15 protein-coding genes are annotated in these 15,941 nt (G+C 66.9%); 2 read left to right on the forward strand and 13 right to left on the reverse strand.

Features of this window, described 5'->3' with window-relative positions; translation table 11 throughout:
• Positions 1-90: 90 nt before the first annotated feature.
• The 5 genes from ugpQ to ugpB all read right to left on the reverse strand — a co-directional run bounded on the left by ugpQ (position 91) and on the right by ugpB (position 5,151).
• A complete protein-coding gene (gene ugpQ, locus BKK81_RS13635; protein ID WP_071013847.1) occupies positions 91-879 on the reverse strand; it encodes a glycerophosphodiester phosphodiesterase in 789 nt (262 codons plus the stop codon).
• A gap of 1 nt (position 880) precedes the next feature.
• Positions 881-1,978: a sn-glycerol-3-phosphate import ATP-binding protein UgpC gene (locus tag BKK81_RS13640; protein WP_071013849.1), complete on the reverse strand. Its 1,098-nt coding sequence runs from the start codon at positions 1,976-1,978 to the stop codon at positions 881-883.
• A gap of 28 nt (positions 1,979-2,006) precedes the next feature.
• Positions 2,007-2,855, reverse strand: a complete 849-nt coding sequence (ugpE, locus tag BKK81_RS13645; protein WP_071013850.1) for a sn-glycerol-3-phosphate ABC transporter permease UgpE — start codon at positions 2,853-2,855, stop codon at positions 2,007-2,009.
• Between the two features lie 21 nt (positions 2,856-2,876).
• Entirely contained in the window at positions 2,877-3,758 is an 882-nt protein-coding gene (gene ugpA / locus BKK81_RS13650; protein ID WP_071013852.1) for a sn-glycerol-3-phosphate ABC transporter permease UgpA, read from the reverse strand.
• Positions 3,759-3,834: 76 nt separating this feature from the next.
• Positions 3,835-5,151 (reverse strand): sn-glycerol-3-phosphate ABC transporter substrate-binding protein UgpB, encoded by a 1,317-nt coding sequence (gene ugpB / locus BKK81_RS13655; protein ID WP_071013853.1) that lies wholly within the window; start codon positions 5,149-5,151, stop codon positions 3,835-3,837.
• A 231-nt stretch (positions 5,152-5,382) separates the two neighbouring features.
• Here ugpB and BKK81_RS13660 point away from each other — a divergent pair, with 231 nt between their 5' ends.
• Positions 5,383-6,174 (forward strand): HAD-IIB family hydrolase, encoded by a 792-nt coding sequence (locus BKK81_RS13660; RefSeq protein ID WP_071013855.1) that lies wholly within the window; start codon positions 5,383-5,385, stop codon positions 6,172-6,174.
• Between the two features lie 113 nt (positions 6,175-6,287).
• Here the strand turns inward: BKK81_RS13660 and ntrC are convergent, their stop codons facing one another.
• The 4 genes from ntrC to BKK81_RS13680 all read right to left on the reverse strand — a co-directional run bounded on the left by ntrC (position 6,288) and on the right by BKK81_RS13680 (position 11,177).
• Positions 6,288-7,820, reverse strand: coding sequence for a nitrogen regulation protein NR(I) (ntrC, locus tag BKK81_RS13665; RefSeq protein ID WP_071013857.1), 1,533 nt, complete (start codon positions 7,818-7,820; stop codon positions 6,288-6,290).
• 91 nt (positions 7,821-7,911) lie between these two features.
• Entirely contained in the window at positions 7,912-9,069 is a 1,158-nt protein-coding gene (gene glnL, locus BKK81_RS13670; protein ID WP_071013858.1) for a nitrogen regulation protein NR(II), read from the reverse strand.
• 4 nt (positions 9,070-9,073) lie between these two features.
• Positions 9,074-9,628 (reverse strand): DUF4124 domain-containing protein, encoded by a 555-nt coding sequence (locus BKK81_RS13675; protein ID WP_156811290.1) that lies wholly within the window; start codon positions 9,626-9,628, stop codon positions 9,074-9,076.
• Between the two features lie 133 nt (positions 9,629-9,761).
• A complete protein-coding gene (locus BKK81_RS13680; RefSeq protein WP_071013863.1) occupies positions 9,762-11,177 on the reverse strand; it encodes a 3-hydroxylaminophenol mutase in 1,416 nt (471 codons plus the stop codon).
• Positions 11,178-11,677: 500 nt separating this feature from the next.
• Here BKK81_RS13680 and BKK81_RS13685 point away from each other — a divergent pair, with 500 nt between their 5' ends.
• Positions 11,678-12,142 carry a rhodanese-like domain-containing protein gene (locus BKK81_RS13685; protein ID WP_071013866.1) on the forward strand — a complete coding sequence of 155 codons (465 nt, stop codon included), beginning with the start codon at positions 11,678-11,680 and terminating at the stop codon, positions 12,140-12,142.
• A gap of 121 nt (positions 12,143-12,263) precedes the next feature.
• Here BKK81_RS13685 and BKK81_RS13690 read toward each other — a convergent pair whose 3' ends face one another.
• The 4 genes from BKK81_RS13690 to BKK81_RS13705 form a co-directional block, all read right to left on the reverse strand.
• On the reverse strand, positions 12,264-13,064 hold the full coding sequence (locus BKK81_RS13690) for a competence/damage-inducible protein A (protein WP_071013869.1): 801 nt from the start codon (positions 13,062-13,064) through the stop codon (positions 12,264-12,266).
• 11 nt (positions 13,065-13,075) lie between these two features.
• Complete coding sequence (locus tag BKK81_RS13695) at positions 13,076-13,966, reverse strand: EI24 domain-containing protein (RefSeq protein ID WP_071013871.1); 891 nt, start codon at positions 13,964-13,966, stop codon at positions 13,076-13,078.
• Positions 13,967-14,055: 89 nt separating this feature from the next.
• Complete coding sequence (locus BKK81_RS13700) at positions 14,056-15,030, reverse strand: sterol desaturase family protein (RefSeq protein WP_071013874.1); 975 nt, start codon at positions 15,028-15,030, stop codon at positions 14,056-14,058.
• Complete coding sequence (locus tag BKK81_RS13705) at positions 15,030-15,932, reverse strand: polysaccharide deacetylase family protein (protein ID WP_083384112.1); 903 nt, start codon at positions 15,930-15,932, stop codon at positions 15,030-15,032. The genes BKK81_RS13700 and BKK81_RS13705 overlap by 1 nt, the downstream gene beginning before the upstream one ends.
• Between the last annotated feature and the right edge of the window lie 9 nt (positions 15,933-15,941).

Genomic DNA, 15,941 nt, shown 5'->3' on the forward strand with positions numbered 1-15,941 from the left:
GGCGATTATTGCCGGAAAGTGACGGATTCGGTCTGCGGGGTGCCGCCCATCACCCCCGCGCGCAAGCATGCAGCCCTTGCGGCCGACTCGCTATGCCACCGGATCGGGCACGATGCGGTCGACCGCATCGGTGATCAGGGCATCGAGCCCCCAGCCGAGCAGCTCCGCCGCGCGGGCGGAGTCGTTGACCGTGTAGCAGGCCACGCGGAAGCCCGCCTGGTGGGCGGCCTCGATCACCTGCCGGTCCAGCTCCCGATGGTTGGCATCGAGGGCCACGCAATCGAGCCGGCGCAGCCGTTCGAGCCAGTCGGCGGGCAGGCGGTCCATCAGCAGGGCCCGCGGCAGCGTCGGCACGGCTTCGCGCGCGGCCTCCAGCGCGGCTTCCGAGAAGGAAGACAGCAGCGGCGGCACCGCGCTGCCGGCCCACAGCGCCGCCGCGTCCAGCGCCACGGCGGCACCGGTCCGGCGCTCGGCGCCGGTTACCGGCTTGATCTCGATATTGACCAGGAAGCCGTTGGCGCGGGTGTAGCGCGCCACTGCCGCCAGCGTGGGGATGGGCTCGCCGGCGAAGGCCGGACTGTGCCAGCCGCCGGCATCCAGCATGGCCAGTTCGCCCAGCGTCAGCGCGTCGGCACGGCCGTGGCCGCTGGTGGTCCGGTCGAGCGTCGCGTCGTGCAGCAGCACCGGCTTGCCGTCGGCAGACAGCTTCACGTCGAACTCGAACATGCGGTAGCCGAACGAGGCACCGTGGCGGAAAGCCGCCAGCGTGTTCTCCGGCGCCAGCTTGCCGGCGCCGCGGTGGGCGATGTGGCGCGGATACGGCCAGGGCGCCGGCCAGGGGGCGAAAGCGGCCGCGGCCGCGGTGTCGGGTGCGGACATGTCAGGCCTCGATGCGCTTGCCGGAATCGGTATCGAAGAAGTGCAGGTGGTCGGCGCTGGAGGTGATCGGCAGGCGGTCGCCCGCGCGCACCTTGAGCTGGCTGTCCAGCCGCACCACCACCGGCTGGCCGCCCAGCGCGCCGTAGGCGAACGAGTCGGCGCCGAGCGCCTCCACCACGCGCACTTCGACCTCGGCAATGGCCTCGTGCGCGGCGCATGGCTCGATGTGCTCGGGGCGCAGGCCGAGCAGCGCGCGCTCGGGCAGGTGCAGCCCCATCGGCAGGTGGCCCAGCGAAGCGCCAGCGCCACCACCCTGCCCCGCCACCACCTTCATGCCGACCTGGCCGTTGGCGCCATCCCGCACCACCGGCACCAGGTTCATCGGCGGCGAACCGATGAAGCTGGCGACGAAGGTGCTGGCCGGACGCGAGTACACCTCGAGCGGCGTGCCGATCTGCTCGACGCGGCCACCGTTGAGCACCATCATGCGATCGGCCAGCGTCATCGCCTCGACCTGGTCGTGGGTCACGTACAGACTGGTGGTTCGCAGGCGCCGGTGCAGTTCCTTCAGCTCCAGGCGCATCTGCACGCGCAGCTTGGCGTCGAGGTTCGACAGCGGCTCGTCGAACAGGAAGACCGCCGGCTCGCGCACGATGGCACGGCCCATGGCCACCCGCTGGCGCTGGCCGCCGGAGAGCTGGCGCGGCCTGCGCGACAGCAGCGGCGCCAGCTCGAGGATGCCGGCGGCATGCTCGACGCGCTTGGCGATCTCGGCCTTGTCCATGCCGCGGATCTTCAGCCCGTAGGCCATGTTCTCGTAGACGCTCATGTGCGGATAGAGCGCGTAGTTCTGGAACACCATGGCGATATCGCGCTCGGCCGGTTCCAGCTGGTTGACCACGCGCTCGCCGATCCAGACTTCGCCGCCGGTGATGGCCTCCAGGCCGGCCACCATGCGCAGCAGCGTGGACTTGCCGCAGCCGGAGGGGCCGACGATCACGATGAACTCGCCGTCGGCGATCTCCATGTCGATGCCGTGCACCACCTGGACATTGCCGGCGTAGGTCTTCTGGACGTTGCGTAGGGACAGTTTTGCCATTGCGGATTGACTTCCAATATCTTGTCTTTTACTTCTCGGTTTCCACCAGGCCCTTGACGAACCAGCGCTGCATGAAGATCACCACCAGGGCGGGCGGGACCATCGCCAGCATCACGGTGGCCATCAGCAGGTTCCAGTCGGTGGCGGAATCGCCGGACCGCGAGATCATCTGCGTCACGCCCAGCACGATCGGCGTCAGGCTCTTGTCGGTGGTGATCAGCAGCGGCCACAGGTACTGGTTCCAGCCGTAGATGAACTGGATCACGAACAGCGCGGCGATGCTGGTGCGCGACAGCGGCAGCACCACGTCCCAGAAGAACTTCAGCGGACCGGCCCCGTCGATGCGGGCGGCTTCGGCCAGTTCGTCCGGAATGGTGAGGAAGAACTGGCGAAACAGGAAGGTGGCGGTGGCCGAGGCGATGATGGGGATGGTCAGGCCGAAGTAGCTGTTGATCATGCCCAGGTCGGACACCACCTTGTAGGTCGGCAGGATGCGCACTTCCACCGGCAGCATCAGCGTGACGAAGATCAGCCAGAAAAAGGTCTTGCGCAGCGGGAAGCGGAAATAGACGATGGCGAAAGCCGAGATGATGGAGATGGCGATCTTGCCGAGCGAGATCCCCAGCGCCATGATCAGGCTGTTCATCAGCATGGTGCCGACCGGCGTGGCCGAATTGCCCATGCCTTGCGTCAGCACCTGGCGGTAGTTCTCGATCAGGTGCGGGCCGGGGATCAGCGTCATCGGCGCCTGCAGCACGTCCTGCGCCGTCAGCGACGACGCGACGAAGACCACATACACCGGGAAGGCGACGATCACCACGCCCAGAATCAGCACGAGGTGGGTGAGGAAGTCCAGGAATGGACGGCGTTCGATCATGGGTCCGGACCCTTGTATTGCTTAGTATTGGACTTTGCGCTCGACGTAGCGGAACTGGACGATGGTCAATACGATCACCACCGCCATCAGGATCACCGATTGCGCGGCCGAACCGCCGATGTCCAGCCCGCGCACGCCGTCCTGGTAGACCTTGAAGACCAGCGTCTCGGTGGCCTTGAACGGGCCGCCCTGCGTCACCGAGTCGATGATGGCGAAGGTGTCGAAGAAGGCGTAGACGATGTTCACCACCATCAGGAAGAAGGTGGTGGGCGACAGCAGCGGGAAGACGATCGACCAGAAGCGCTTCCAGGGCCCGGCGCCGTCGATGGCGGCGGCCTCGATCAGCGACTTGGGGATGCTCTGCAGCCCGGCCAGGAAGAACAGGAAGTTGTAGCTGATCTGCTTCCAGGCGGCGATGACCACCACCAGCAGCATGGCCTGCCCGCCGTTGAGCACGTAATTCCACTCCACCCCCATCATGCGGATGACGTAGGAGACGATGCCCAGCGTGGGATTGAACAGGAAACTCCACAGCACCCCGGCCACGGCCGGCGCGATCGCGTAGGGCCAGATCAGCAGGGTCTTGTAGAAGGTCGCGCCGCGCAGCGCGCGGTCGGCGAAATAAGCCAGCGCCAGCGACGTGCCCAGGCCGACCACCGTCACGCCGATGGCGAACAACGCGGTGGTCTTGAAGGACCCGAGGTAGGTGGGGTCGCCGAGCAGGTCCTGGAAGTTCTCCAGGCCGACGAATTCGAGGCTGATGCCGAAGGCGTCCTGGCGCAGCAGCGACTGGTACAGGGCCTGCCCGGCCGGCCAGAAGAAGAACACCAGGGTGACGACGATCTGCGGCGCCACCAGCAGGTAGGGCAGCCAGCGCGATCGGAAGACAACTCGCTTTTCCATGAAGACTCTCAAAATGCACTGCCGGCCCGCGCTTTCGCCGCGGGCCGGCAGTGAGGCGGCGCGCACGCCCGTCGTGTTATTCCTTGACGGTCTTCTCGAAGCGGACCAGCAGTTCGTTGCCGCGCGCCACGGCCTCGTCCAGGGCAGCCTTCGGCGTCTTCTTGCCGGCCCAGACGGATTCCAGCTCCTCGTCGATCACCGAACGGATCTGCGGGAAGTTGCCCAGGCGGATGCCGCGCGACTTGTCGGTGGTCTTGACGATCATCTGCTTGACCGCGACGTCGGCACCCGGGTTCTTGTCATAGTAGCCGGACTTCTTGGTCAGTTCGTAGGCCGCCATGGTCACCGGCAGGTAGCCGGTCGACTGGTGCCAGTCCGCCTGGATCTCCGGACGCGACAGGAAGGTGAAGAACCTGGCCACGCCCTTGTACTCGTCGGCCTTGTGGCCGCCCATCACCCACAGCGAGGCGCCGCCGATGATGGTGTTCTGCGGCGCGCCGGGCACGCCGGCCTCATAGGGCAGCGGTGCCGGAGAGAAATTGAACTTGGCGTTCTTGCGGATGTTGGCCAGCGCGGCCGACGAACCGGTGTGCATCGCGCACTCACCGGCGATGAACTTCGCCTTCGGCTCGTCCTTGCGGCCGGCGTAGGTGAAATAGCCCTTCTTTGCCATGTCGAGCATATGCTCGATGTGCTGGACCTGGACCGGACCATTGAAATTCAGGCGAGCCTTGGGACCGCCGAAGCCGTTGTTCTCGGTGGCGAACGACACATTGTGCCAGGCCGAGAAGCTCTCCAGGTGCACCCACGACTGCCAGTCAGTGGTATAGCCGCAGGGCACGCCGGCGGCCTTCAGCTTGGCCGCGTCGATCGCCACTTCCTGCCAGGTTGCGGGCGGCTTGTTCGGATCCAGGCCCGCCTTCTTGAAGGCGTCCTTGTTGTAATACATGATCGTGGTCGAGCTGTTGAAGGGGAAGGACAGCATGTCCCCCTTGCTCGAGGTGTAGTAGCCGGCCACGGCGGGCACGTAGGCCTTGGCATCGAACTTCTCGCCGGCATCCTTCATGACCTTGCTGACCGGCACGATCGCGCCCTTGGCATTCATCATGGTGGCCGTGCCCACCTCGAACACCTGCAGGATGGCCGGTGCGTTGCCGGCGCGGTAGGCCGCGATGCCGGCGGCCAGCGACTCGTCGTACTGGCCCTTGTACACCGGCACGATCTTGTAGTCGGACTGGCTGGCGTTGAACTTGTTGGCGAGTTCGTTGACCTTGTCGTTCAGGGCGCCCTCCATCGAATGCCACCACTGGATCTCGGTAACGGCATGAGCCGATCCCGCGGCAACCATCAGCGGCAGCGCGGCGAGCGTCAAGGCGGTACGTTTCAGGAACATGAGCGATCTCCGGTTTCTTGCGCCACCCGTTTCGGCGCAAGGTAATGTTTGGAAACGAAACGAAACGAAACGAACAACAAAAGCGTTCGAATCTATTCCAGTTTTATGACAGCGGGATGTTACCCTCGCTTTCGCCGCGTGGAAACCGGGCAATCCCTCACAATCGAAAAAAAAAGACAAAGATGGCAGAAAGGTCGTTCGCCTGCGCGGACACGGATAGAATGCGCCGCCATGCAAGCCATCCAGACCCTGCCCCCCGCCGCCCTGCGCGGTATCCGCGGCGTGCTGACCGATATCGACGGCACCCTGACATCCGACGGCCGCCTGCCGGCAGCCACCTACCTCGCCATGCAGCAGATCAGGGATGCCGGGCTGCACCTGATCCCGGTGACTGGCCGCTGCATCGCCTGGGCCGAAATCCTGGCCCGGCTGTGGCCGGTCGACGCGATCATCGGCGAGAACGGCGCTTTCTATTCGCATCTGCGCGCGGGTCGATTGCATACGCGCTTCCTCGACGATGCCGCCACGCGGGCGGATAACCTGGCGCGCATCCAGGCGCTGGGCGCGCGCATCCTGAGGGAAGTACCGGGTTCCGCACTGGCTTCGGACCAGGCCTGGCATGCGGCCGACCTGGCCATCGACCATGCCGAGGACGTGGCGCCCCTGCCCGCGCCGGCGGTGGCGCGCATCGCGGCGCTGATGCGCGACGCCGGCATGACCGCGACAGTCAGTTCGATTCATGTGAACGGCTGGTTCGGCCAGCATGACAAGCTCAGCATGAGCCGGCTGTGCGCGGCCGAACTGCTGGGGGCCGACCTCGACGCCGAGCGCGGGCAGTGGCTATTCATCGGCGACTCGGCCAACGACGCCTCGATGTTCGCGCACTTCCCGCTCTCGGTCGGCGTCGCCAATGTGCGCGCCATTGCCGACCAGTTGCCGACACCGCCTGCCTACGTGACCGAGGCCAGCGGCGGCGAGGGTTTTGCCGAGATGGCCGGCCTGCTGCTCGCGGCACGCGGCTGAACGCCGCCGTCCGCCCGGCTGGGCGGCGGGAAGAAAAACGGCCGGGACTGGCCCGGCCGCAGGGCTCGCCGAGAAGCCCGGTTGACTGGTCCGCGGGCACGCCCGCCGGGCGCTCAATCGAAGCCCAGCTCCTGCAGCTTGCGCGTGATCGTGTTACGCCCGATGCCCAGGCGGGTGGCGGCCTCGACCCGGCGTCCGCGTGTGACGCCAAGCGCTGCCTCCAGCACGGCCTTCTCAAAGCGCCGGGTCAGGATGTCCATGACCTCGGGCTGGCCTGATTCCAGCATGGCACGCGCCTCTCCCGCCAGCAGGCTCTCCCAGTCGGGCAGCGCGGCGGCCGGCCGCCCCGCCAACGGAACGGGCGCGGCCTCCAGCACGGGCATACCGCCCCCCTCGGCCAGCAGCGCCTCGCTGCCCTCCCCGGCGCGGCCTGCGCCGTAGGCTTCGACCATACGCTCCGGCTGGCGCATCGGCGCAGGCATGGCAGGCACCTCGCCACCGATCATCTCGCGCGGCAGGTCCTTCACCTCGACGGTCTGCGCCGGCGCCATCACCGTCAGCCAGTTGCACAGGTTCTCGAGCTGGCGCACATTGCCCGGGAAAGGCAGCGTGCTGACATAGGCCAGGGCCTCGTCCGACATGCGCTTGGGCTCGACACCGAGTTCCTTGGCGCTCTTCTGCAGGAAATGCCGCGCCAGCAGCGTGATGTCCTCGGGCCGTTCGCGCAGCGGCGGCAGGCGCAGGCGGATCACGTTGAGGCGATGGAACAAGTCCTCGCGGAACAAGCCGTCCTTGACGCGGGACTCCAGGTTCTGGTGGGTGGCGGCAATCACCCGCACATTGGCGCGCAGCGGATTGTGCCCGCCCACGCGATAGAAGTTGCCGTCCGACAGCACGCGCAGCAGGCGCGTCTGCAGGTCGAACGGCATGTCGCCGATTTCATCGAGGAACAGCGTGCCCCCCTCGGCCTGCTCGAAGCGCCCGCGCCGCATGGTCTGCGCGCCGGTGAAGGCACCGCGCTCGTGGCCGAACAGCTCCGATTCCAGCAGGTCCTTGGGAATGGCCGCGGTATTGAGCGCGATGAATGGCCCGTTGGCGCGCGGGCTGTGCTTGTGCAGGGCACGCGCCACCAGTTCCTTGCCGGTGCCGGACTCGCCGGTGATCATCACCGTCACGTTCGACTGCGACAGGCGCCCGATGGCGCGGAAGACATCCTGCATTGCCGGAGCCTGGCCGAGGATCTCGGGCGCGTCCGCCAGGCGCTCGTCCATCTCCTCCTCGCGCAGGCTCTCTTCCAGCGCGCGGCGGATCAGCTCCACCGCCTTGTCCACGTCGAAGGGCTTGGCCAGGTATTCGAAGGCCCCGCCCTGGAAGGCAGCGACCGCGCTGTCCAGGTCCGAGTAGGCCGTCATCACGATCACGGGCAGTCCGGGATGGCGCGCCTTGATCGCTTGCAGCAGGTCCAGTCCGGAGCCGCCCGGCATGCGGATGTCGGAGATCAGCACCTGCGGCTCATCCTCCTCCAGCGCGGCCAGCACGTCGCGCACATTGGTGAAACTGCGCGAGAGCAGGCTTTCCCGGGCAAGGGCCTTTTCCAGGACCCAGCGGATTGATTGATCGTCGTCGACTATCCAGATCGGCTTCATATGCGTCGCTTGTCTGCTCGGTGTCATATGGTCTTCCGTCGCTCCGGCTGCCAGCGGCCTGCGATGCGGTCGCCCGGTACGCCGATGCGGACTAATGCAGCGGCAGCAGGATGCGGAAGTCGGTACAGCCCGGCCGGCTCTCGCATTCGATCAAGCCTTCGTGCTGCTGCACGAAGGTTTGAGCGAGTGTGAGACCGAGACCGCTGCCGCCATCCTTGCCCGACACCAGCGGGTAGAAGATGCGTTCGCGAATGTCCTCGGGAATGCCGGGGCCGTTGTCGATGATATGCAAATCCAATGCCAGCTTGAAAAGCCGCTTGGCGATGGTCACCTGGCGGGCCACGCGCGTGCGCAGCACGATCTGCGCATCACCGGCGGCGATGCGGTCCGCCAGCGCCTGCGCCGCGTTGTGGACGATGTTGAGCACCGCCTGGATCAGTTGCTCCTTGTCGCCGCGCAGGTCGGGCAGGCTGGCATCGTAGTCACGCACGATCTCCAGGCCGTTGGGGAATTCGGCCAGCACCACCAGGCGCACGCGCTCCAGCACCTCGTGGATATTGAGCTCCGAGACGATATGGGGGTGCCGGTGCGGCTCCAGCAGGCGGTCGACCAGCGTCTGCAGCCGGTCCGACTCCTTGATGATGACCTGGGTGTACTCGCGCAGCCCGCGCTCGGGCAACTCGAACTCGAGCAGCTGGGCGGCGCCGCGGATGCCGCCGAGCGGGTTCTTGATCTCGTGCGCCAGGTTGCGGATCAGTTCCTTGTTGGCGGAGGTCAGGTCGAGGATGCGCTCCTCGCGCTCGCTGCGCACCTTCTGCTCGTTGGGCAGCACCTCGACCAGCACGGTGTCGGCCGTGGCCTCGAGCACGCCGACCACCACGTGGGCATGGCTAGGCTCCTGCAGCGCGCGCTGCAGCACCACGTCCTGGCGGCGCACGTCGAACTGCCGCGTGCGCACGCTCTCGATCATGCCGGCCAATTCCTCGGAGGGCCCGAACAGTTCCGGCAGCGCCATCTCGCGCATGGACTTGCGCGACACCGCGAAGCTGGCCTCCGCCGCGGCATTCGCATAGACGATGCGCAGGCTGGCGGCACGCACCAGCAGCACGGGGTTGGCCATCACATCGAGGCCGGCGTGCAGCGGGGCCTCGGCAGGATCCTCCTGCACGCCGGCGGCCTGGCCGGCGGCCGCGGCACCACGGTCGGTGGCTGTCACGCGGCGCGAAACGCTGCGAATCAAGCGGCGCATGGATTCAGTCCTTCAGGTTGGCGAGTTCCCGCTGCAACGCCGCGACGTTGGCTTCGCTGCGCGTGATGTTGTCACGCAGCGCGGCGGTGCGATCGAGATACTTCTGGTAATTGCGTTCATTGCCTTGACGCTCCGGCTCGCCGTTGTTGTATTCGGCACGCAGCGACGCCAGCCTGGCCTGCTCGCTCTGCAACTCCTGCTCCAGCACCGCGCGGCGCTCGCCATCGCGGCTCTTCTGCGTGGCACCGTCCACACGCGGGAAGCCCCCCGGCGCCGGCCTGGCGGTGGCCGCGGGCGCGGTGCGCCCACCGGGTACGGCCACCACCTCCGGCAGGTTCAGCTTGCGGCAGTTCTTGCCGCCGTTGCCGTTGCGGTACTCCGGCACGCCGTTCGGGCCCGTGCAGACATAGACGTCGGAGGACTGCGCCGCCACCGGCATGCTCCAGCCTGTGGCGGCCAGCACCAGAATGGCACCAAGGACAGGGATCGATTCACGCAAACGGTGCAGGCGCCGGCAGTTGGAGGTGAGCAGCGTCGGGACGGACGGTTGGGTTGGCATCGACATCAGAGCTAGGGTTGAGCGCGGAGCCCCATTCTAGTTCAGCGGAACTGCGACAAAAGAAAAAGGGACAGCCTAGGCTGCCCCTTTCCAGTGCTTCTGTTGCCAGGTCACAACCGGGCAACGGTTGCGCTTACAGCGAGTAGTACATCTCGAATTCGACCGGATGGGTCGTCATGCGGAAGCGGGTCACTTCTTCCATCTTCAGCTCGATGTAGGCATCGATCATCGAGTTCGAGAAGACGCCGCCACGGGTCAGGAATTCGCGGTCCTTGTCCAGGTACTCGAGGGCCTGGTCGAGGCTCGAGCACACGGTCGGGATCTTCGCGTCTTCTTCCGGCGGCAGGTCGTACAGGTTCTTGTCGGCAGCCTCGCCCGGGTGGATCTTGTTCTGCACGCCGTCCAGGCCGGCCATCAGCAGCGCCGAGAAGCCCAGGTACGGGTTCATCAGCGGATCCGGGAAGCGGGTCTCGATACGACGGCCCTTCGGGTTCGCCACGTACGGGATACGGATCGAGGCCGAGCGGTTGCGGGCCGAGTAGGCCAGCTTGACCGGGGCTTCGAAGCCCGGCACCAGACGCTTGTACGAGTTCGTGCCCGGGTTGGTGATGGCGTTCAGCGCGCGCGCATGCTTGATGATGCCGCCGATGTAGTACAGCGCGAATTCCGACAGGCCGGCGTAGCCGTTACCCGCGAACAGGTTCTGGCCGTCCTTCCACACGGACTGGTGCACGTGCATGCCCGAGCCGTTGTCGCCGACGATGGGCTTCGGCATAAAGGTGGCGGTCTTGCCGTAGGTGTGGGCGACGTTCTGGATCACGTACTTCTGCAGCTGGGTCCAGTCGGCGCGCTGCACCAGCGTGCTGAACTTGGTGCCGATCTCGTTCTGGCCCTGGCCCGCCACTTCGTGGTGGTGGACTTCCACGGGGATGCCCAGCGATTCCAGGATCAGGCACATCTCCGAACGGATGTCCTGGAAGGTGTCGATCGGGGCGACGGGGAAGTAGCCACCCTTCTTGCCCGGACGATGGCCGCTGTTGCCATGCTCGAATTCCTTGGCCGAGGACCACGGCGCTTCTTCCGAGTGGATCTTGACGAAGCAGCCCTGCATATCGACGTTCCAGGTCACGCCGTCGAAGATGAAGAACTCGGGCTCCGGGCCGAAGAAGGCGGTATCGCCCAGGCCGGTGCTCTTCAGGTAGGCTTCGGCGCGCTTGGCGATGGAGCGCGGATCGCGGTCATAGCCCTTGCCATCCGAGGGCTCGATCACGTCGCAGGTCAGCACCAGCGTCGGCTCTTCGTAGAACGGGTCGACGTGGGCGGTGTTCGAGTCCGGCATCAGCAGCATGTCCGAAGCCTCGATACCCTTCCAGCCGGCGATCGACGAACCGTCGAAGGCGTGGCCGCTCTCGAACTTGTCCTCGTCGAAGTGCGACACGGGCACGGAGACGTGCTGCTCTTTGCCCTTGGTATCGGTGAAGCGGAAATCGACGAACTTGACGTCGTTTTCCTTCACCAGCTTCATCACGTCTGCAACGCTGTTGGCCATGCCTATCTCCTGGGAATGCGGCTGAGTTCAGTAAGAGCCATTCTTTCGTCGATCCTCCTGGCGGTTCGGCCATTCAGCCATGGCGCGCCTGGGAAAACCGGCCTCGAAAGGGACGAGGAATGTTAGCAGAAAGCATGCCAGCGGAATCCCCAAAATGCGCTGCTGCTCCCGAAAAATGTGCACCCGCTGCAGCGCCTGCGCGACACGGCGCCCACCCGGCGTGCGCGCCGCTCCACCGCCTGGCGCGCCGGCGAATCGCCTCCGAGACCACGCGCGGCACCACGGCAAACCGGTTCGGGCGCACAAACACCAATCCGGTGCAAAACAACGACAGAAAGCACCGAAATAGTGCCGACACAGGAAAAACGCATCGAAATGGTGCGGACGCCATCAACCGGCCGGGGCGCACGAGGCCGGTCGCGGTTGGGGCGACCGCCCTGGCGCGCTAGAATAGCCTCCTGGCAATCCCGCCATTCCATCTTCCCGTTTTTGTCGCCCAGATGACCGCACGAGACGAACTTCTCCAGGCCGCAGCCCGCCGCCAGCAAGCGCAGCAACTCCCGTATTTCGGCGCGCTCTCGCCGCAGGAAGCCTTCGGCCTGCTGCAGGCCGACCCGGCGGCCGTGCTGGTGGACGTGCGCACGCAGGCGGAACTGGACTGGGTCGGCGGCCCCGACCTGCCGGACGCGCAGCAGCTTCACATCGAGTGGATCACCTATCCGGCCGGCACGCAGAACCCGGCGTTCCTCGACCAACTGAAGGCACGCGTGCCGACCGGTGCGCCGGTGCTGTTCCTGTGCCGCAGCGCGGCCCGCTCCAAGCATGCGGCACGCGTGGCGACAGCGGCCGGTTACCAGTTCGCAATGGATGTGCTGGAAGGGTTCGAAGGCGCGCGCAACGAGCAACATCACCGCAAGACCGTCGAGGGCTGGTGCTTCCGCGGGCTGCCCTGGCACGGCGCATGACGCGTCGCAGGCGCGGCTGCGGCTGCGGCGTGGGGCCAAGCACTTGGCTGCTCCATCCGCCGGGACAGGGGCGGCGGCCTGGCCGGCGATGCCCGGCCTCGGCCCGCGCAGCTGCGACAGACTAGTTTTCGACGACCTCGAATCCCAGCCCCGTCACGCCATCGCGCAGCATCGTGTAGGCGGCCTCGACGTGCTCCGCCGCCCCCTTGACCCCCAGGTCGATGTGGCGCCGCGCGAAGATCTCGCCGCGCTGTGCGTCGCCCACCGAAGGCAGGCTGAACACACGGATGCCCGGGAAGGCGGCTTCCACGCGCTCCATCAGCGGCGTCAACGTGGACTCGGGCGCCTCGAACACGAAGAAACTGCGCTCGGCCTGTCCGCGCTGGTGGAACAGGTCGGCGTAGTAGGTGTCCAGCACCCACTCCATCATCGGCCACGCCATCACCGGAAAGCCGGGCATGAAGTGGTGATCGGCCACCGAGAAGCCGGGGATCCGGTTGTAGCTGTTCGGGATGATGCGCGCGCCCACCGGGAACTCGCCCATCTTGAAGCGGTGCTGGTTGTCCGGCCGGTTCAGGTCGGCCTTGGCGGGGTCACCTTCGGCGGTTTCGATGATGCGCTGGGTGATCTGCTCGCGCGCCTCCGGGTGCAGCGCGAGCGGCACCCCGAGTGCGGCCGCGGCACACTGGCGCGTATGGTCGTCCGGCGTGGCGCCGATGCCGCCCGTGCAGAACACCACGTCGGAACCGGCGAAGGTGCGGCGCAGCGTGGCGGTGATGCGCTCACGCTCGTCGCCGACGTACTCCGCCCAGTCCAGCGCCAGGCCGCGCGCGCCCAGCAATTCGATGGTGCGGCGCAGGTGCTTGTCCTCGCGCCGCCCCGACAGGATCTCGTCACCGATGACGATCAGGCCGAACCCCATGATTTCCCCACTCAGGATTGTTCAATGCGCCGGACATCTTCCGGCGCGAGATCGATGACACCGGACAGCGTACCGCCCGACGGACTGGCCGGGCCGGCCGCTGCCGCGGCGCGCTCGGCGCGCAGCTTCTCCAGCGCGAGCAGGCAGAAATGCCCGAACCACAGCGCCGAGAAGATGAAAATCAGGACATAGAGCCACAGCGTGCCGACCAGCACGAAGGGAAAGAGGAAGATGATGGCCGCCGACGATACCCACAGCAGCGTCGGCGCCGAGCCGAGCAGCCCGACCGCCACGCCGATCGCCAGCAGCGGCGTGCGGTGGCGGCGCATCAGCGTCTTGCGTTCCTCGGCGGTGGCATGCTCAGCGAGTGCGTCGTAGCTCATCACGCGGTAGGTCAGCCAGCCCCACAGCAGCGGGGGGATCAGGGCGAAGAACGGCGGCACCAGCCACAGCGGCAACGTCACCAGCACCAGCAGCAGGAACACCAGCGTGCTGCCCAGCGACTGCAGCACGCTGCCGACCACGCTGCCGCCGCGCGCCTTGGCCAGGCCGGGATAGCCGCGCTCGAGGTAGCGCATCACCGCGGGCACCGAGCACAGGCTGATGAACAGCAGCATCGAAGCGATCACCAGCGGGATCATCAGGGCCGCCACGAACAGCGGCGCCACTACGGCGCGCAGCGATTGCAGCGTCATCCAGTCGAGCGCGGCGTAGATCCAGCGGGTCAGCGCCCAACCTTCGAGCAGCGTGCGCGCGGCCTGCATGATGGGATCCCAGCCCCACCACAACAGTCCGCCCCACAGCGCGGTGGCAAGCAGGAAAGGCAGCACGGTCAGCAGCAGCATGCGGGGATGCAGCTGGCTGACCATGGCACGGGCAAACGAGCGGAACAGGTCGTTCATGCAGCAGGAGCGGTCGACAATCTAGCCAGGACGAAGAGACTAGCATACGCCGGCCGCGCCCGCGCCGCCTGCGCGAGCGGGCGCGGCGCTCAGCCGATGCGCAGCAGCCGCTTGAGGCCCAGCCACTGCTGCCGCAGCAGGCCGGCACCGTAGTCGCGCCCCTTGCCCACCGGCGGCAGCATCTGGTCGCGGATACCGGTCGGATGGTAATCGGCGGAAAAGTCCGCGGTACCGAACAGCATGTCCCACCAGGGGAACAGCACGCCGTAGTTGCAGCCGCCCAGGCGGCCGGGGCGACCGGACTGCTCGTGACCGAGGCCGACCGCGTGGTGCGTGCGGTGGAAGCGAGGGGAAATCAGCAGCCGCTCGCCCAGCCGGCCGAAGTGCAGGCGCAGGTTGGCGTGCTGCAGGCTCTGCAGCAGTTGCGACAGCGCCACCAGCAGCACGTACTGCGACGGCTCGACGCCCACCGCCAGCGCCGCCACGGCGAACACCACGTCGCGCAGCATATCGTCGAGCAAGTGGTTGCGGTTGTCGCTCCACAGCGTCATCTGGCGCTGGCTGTGATGCACCGCGTGCAAGGCCCACCACCAGCGGAAGGTATGCGAGAGCCGGTGGTACCAGTAGTCGAGCAGGTCGAACAGCAGCAGGTAGACGAAGAAGCTGACCAGCGGGATCGAGGTCACGCCCGGCCACCACGCCTCGACGTTGACGCGCTGCAACCCGAGCAGGCGCAGGTGTCCTTCCAGGCCGTCCATCAGCGGATCGAGCAGGAAGAACATCGCCAGCCGGAACAGGCCGAGCCGGTGCACCAGCGTATAAAAGATATCGGTGCGTACCGCACCGCGGTCGGTCACGGGCTCCACCGGACGCCAGCGCTCCAGCGGTCCGAGGATGAGGACCATCACGCCGATCTGCACCAGGCCCACCAGCAGCCATTCCGTCGCCGTATAGGCATCCTCGGCGTAGCCGCCCAGGCCGAGGTGGTAGACCAGCGGCAGCACCACGTTCTGGAACAACGCGCCTTCCAGCGCGCCGATCCAGCCGCCGAGCACATCCCACATCAGCGCCGGCCCTCGGCCTGCCCGGGGGCCCGCTTCGTCTGCTCCGCCGCCTGCTCCTCGAACCACTTGCGGTAGGCCGGGTGCTCGCGCAAGGTGGCGAAGCAGAAGCCCTTGTGCTCCAGGCCGCTGATCAGCGGCTCCAGCACCGCCGGTGCCCACGGATCCTTGCGCGACCAGATGCCCAGGTGGGCCATGGTGATGTCGCCGTCGCGCAGGTCGCGCAGCGCCCGCTGCAGCAGCACCGCATTGGGGAAGCGGTCGGACGGCAGCTCATCGCCGAGGAAGCCGGCCGAGGCCCAGCCCACGTGCTTGAAGCCGCATTGCTCGGCCCAGCGCAGCGTCTGCGGCGCGGTGCGCCCGCCCGGTGCGCGCCAGAGTGGCAGCATGGTCTGCCCGGTATAGGCGTGCAAAGCGGCGGCGCTGCGGCGCAGCTCGTCGCAGAAATCGCCCGCACGCATCTCGACGTCACGCCCGCCCTCGGCGCCGAACTGCGGCCGCATCGTCACCCGGCCGTCGCGCACGCTACGCAGGTAGACGTGGTCGAAGGTATGCGTGCCGAAGGCATGGCCGTCCGCGGCAAGCTCCTTCCAGTACGGGGCCCAGGCCTTGTCGAGCGAATTGTCGCCGCGCACCGTGGGCTCGTTGGCAAGGAAGAAGGTCGCCTTGATGTGGTGTTTGCGCAGCGTGCTGGCGATCAGCTCCGCCTGGCTCATGCTGCCGGTATCGAAAGTCAGGTAAAGCGTGCCGGCGCTGCAGGCGGGCGCCGCGCCAGGGGTGCCGGTGGGCACGCCGGTGGCGGCACCGGCAGCGGGCAGCAGCGCCGGCGCGGCCAGCCCGGCGCACAGGCCCAGTGCGGCCAGCACGAGACGGCTGCGGCTGCAGAAAATCGAAGATCTGCGCATGTTTGCGTT

It is taken from the genome of Cupriavidus sp. USMAHM13 (assembly GCF_001854285.1).
GTDB classification, from domain to species: Bacteria; Pseudomonadota; Gammaproteobacteria; order Burkholderiales; family Burkholderiaceae; genus Cupriavidus; species Cupriavidus malaysiensis.

Coding starts and splice junctions, on each gene's coding strand:
- ugpQ (WP_071013847.1), bottom strand. CDS start 879: ATGTCCGCACCCGACACCGCGGCCGCGGCCGCTTTCGCCCCCTGGCCG.
- BKK81_RS13640 (WP_071013849.1), bottom strand. CDS start 1,978: ATGGCAAAACTGTCCCTACGCAACGTCCAGAAGACCTACGCCGGCAAT.
- ugpE (WP_071013850.1), bottom strand. CDS start 2,855: ATGATCGAACGCCGTCCATTCCTGGACTTCCTCACCCACCTCGTGCTG.
- ugpA (WP_071013852.1), bottom strand. CDS start 3,758: ATGGAAAAGCGAGTTGTCTTCCGATCGCGCTGGCTGCCCTACCTGCTG.
- ugpB (WP_071013853.1), bottom strand. CDS start 5,151: ATGTTCCTGAAACGTACCGCCTTGACGCTCGCCGCGCTGCCGCTGATG.
- BKK81_RS13660 (WP_071013855.1), top strand. CDS start 5,383: ATGCAAGCCATCCAGACCCTGCCCCCCGCCGCCCTGCGCGGTATCCGC.
- ntrC (WP_071013857.1), bottom strand. CDS start 7,820: ATGAAGCCGATCTGGATAGTCGACGACGATCAATCAATCCGCTGGGTC.
- glnL (WP_071013858.1), bottom strand. CDS start 9,069: ATGCGCCGCTTGATTCGCAGCGTTTCGCGCCGCGTGACAGCCACCGAC.
- BKK81_RS13675 (WP_156811290.1), bottom strand. CDS start 9,628: ATGCCAACCCAACCGTCCGTCCCGACGCTGCTCACCTCCAACTGCCGG.
- BKK81_RS13680 (WP_071013863.1), bottom strand. CDS start 11,177: ATGGCCAACAGCGTTGCAGACGTGATGAAGCTGGTGAAGGAAAACGAC.
- BKK81_RS13685 (WP_071013866.1), top strand. CDS start 11,678: ATGACCGCACGAGACGAACTTCTCCAGGCCGCAGCCCGCCGCCAGCAA.
- BKK81_RS13690 (WP_071013869.1), bottom strand. CDS start 13,064: ATGGGGTTCGGCCTGATCGTCATCGGTGACGAGATCCTGTCGGGGCGG.
- BKK81_RS13695 (WP_071013871.1), bottom strand. CDS start 13,966: ATGAACGACCTGTTCCGCTCGTTTGCCCGTGCCATGGTCAGCCAGCTG.
- BKK81_RS13700 (WP_071013874.1), bottom strand. CDS start 15,030: ATGTGGGATGTGCTCGGCGGCTGGATCGGCGCGCTGGAAGGCGCGTTG.
- BKK81_RS13705 (WP_083384112.1), bottom strand. CDS start 15,932: ATGCGCAGATCTTCGATTTTCTGCAGCCGCAGCCGTCTCGTGCTGGCC.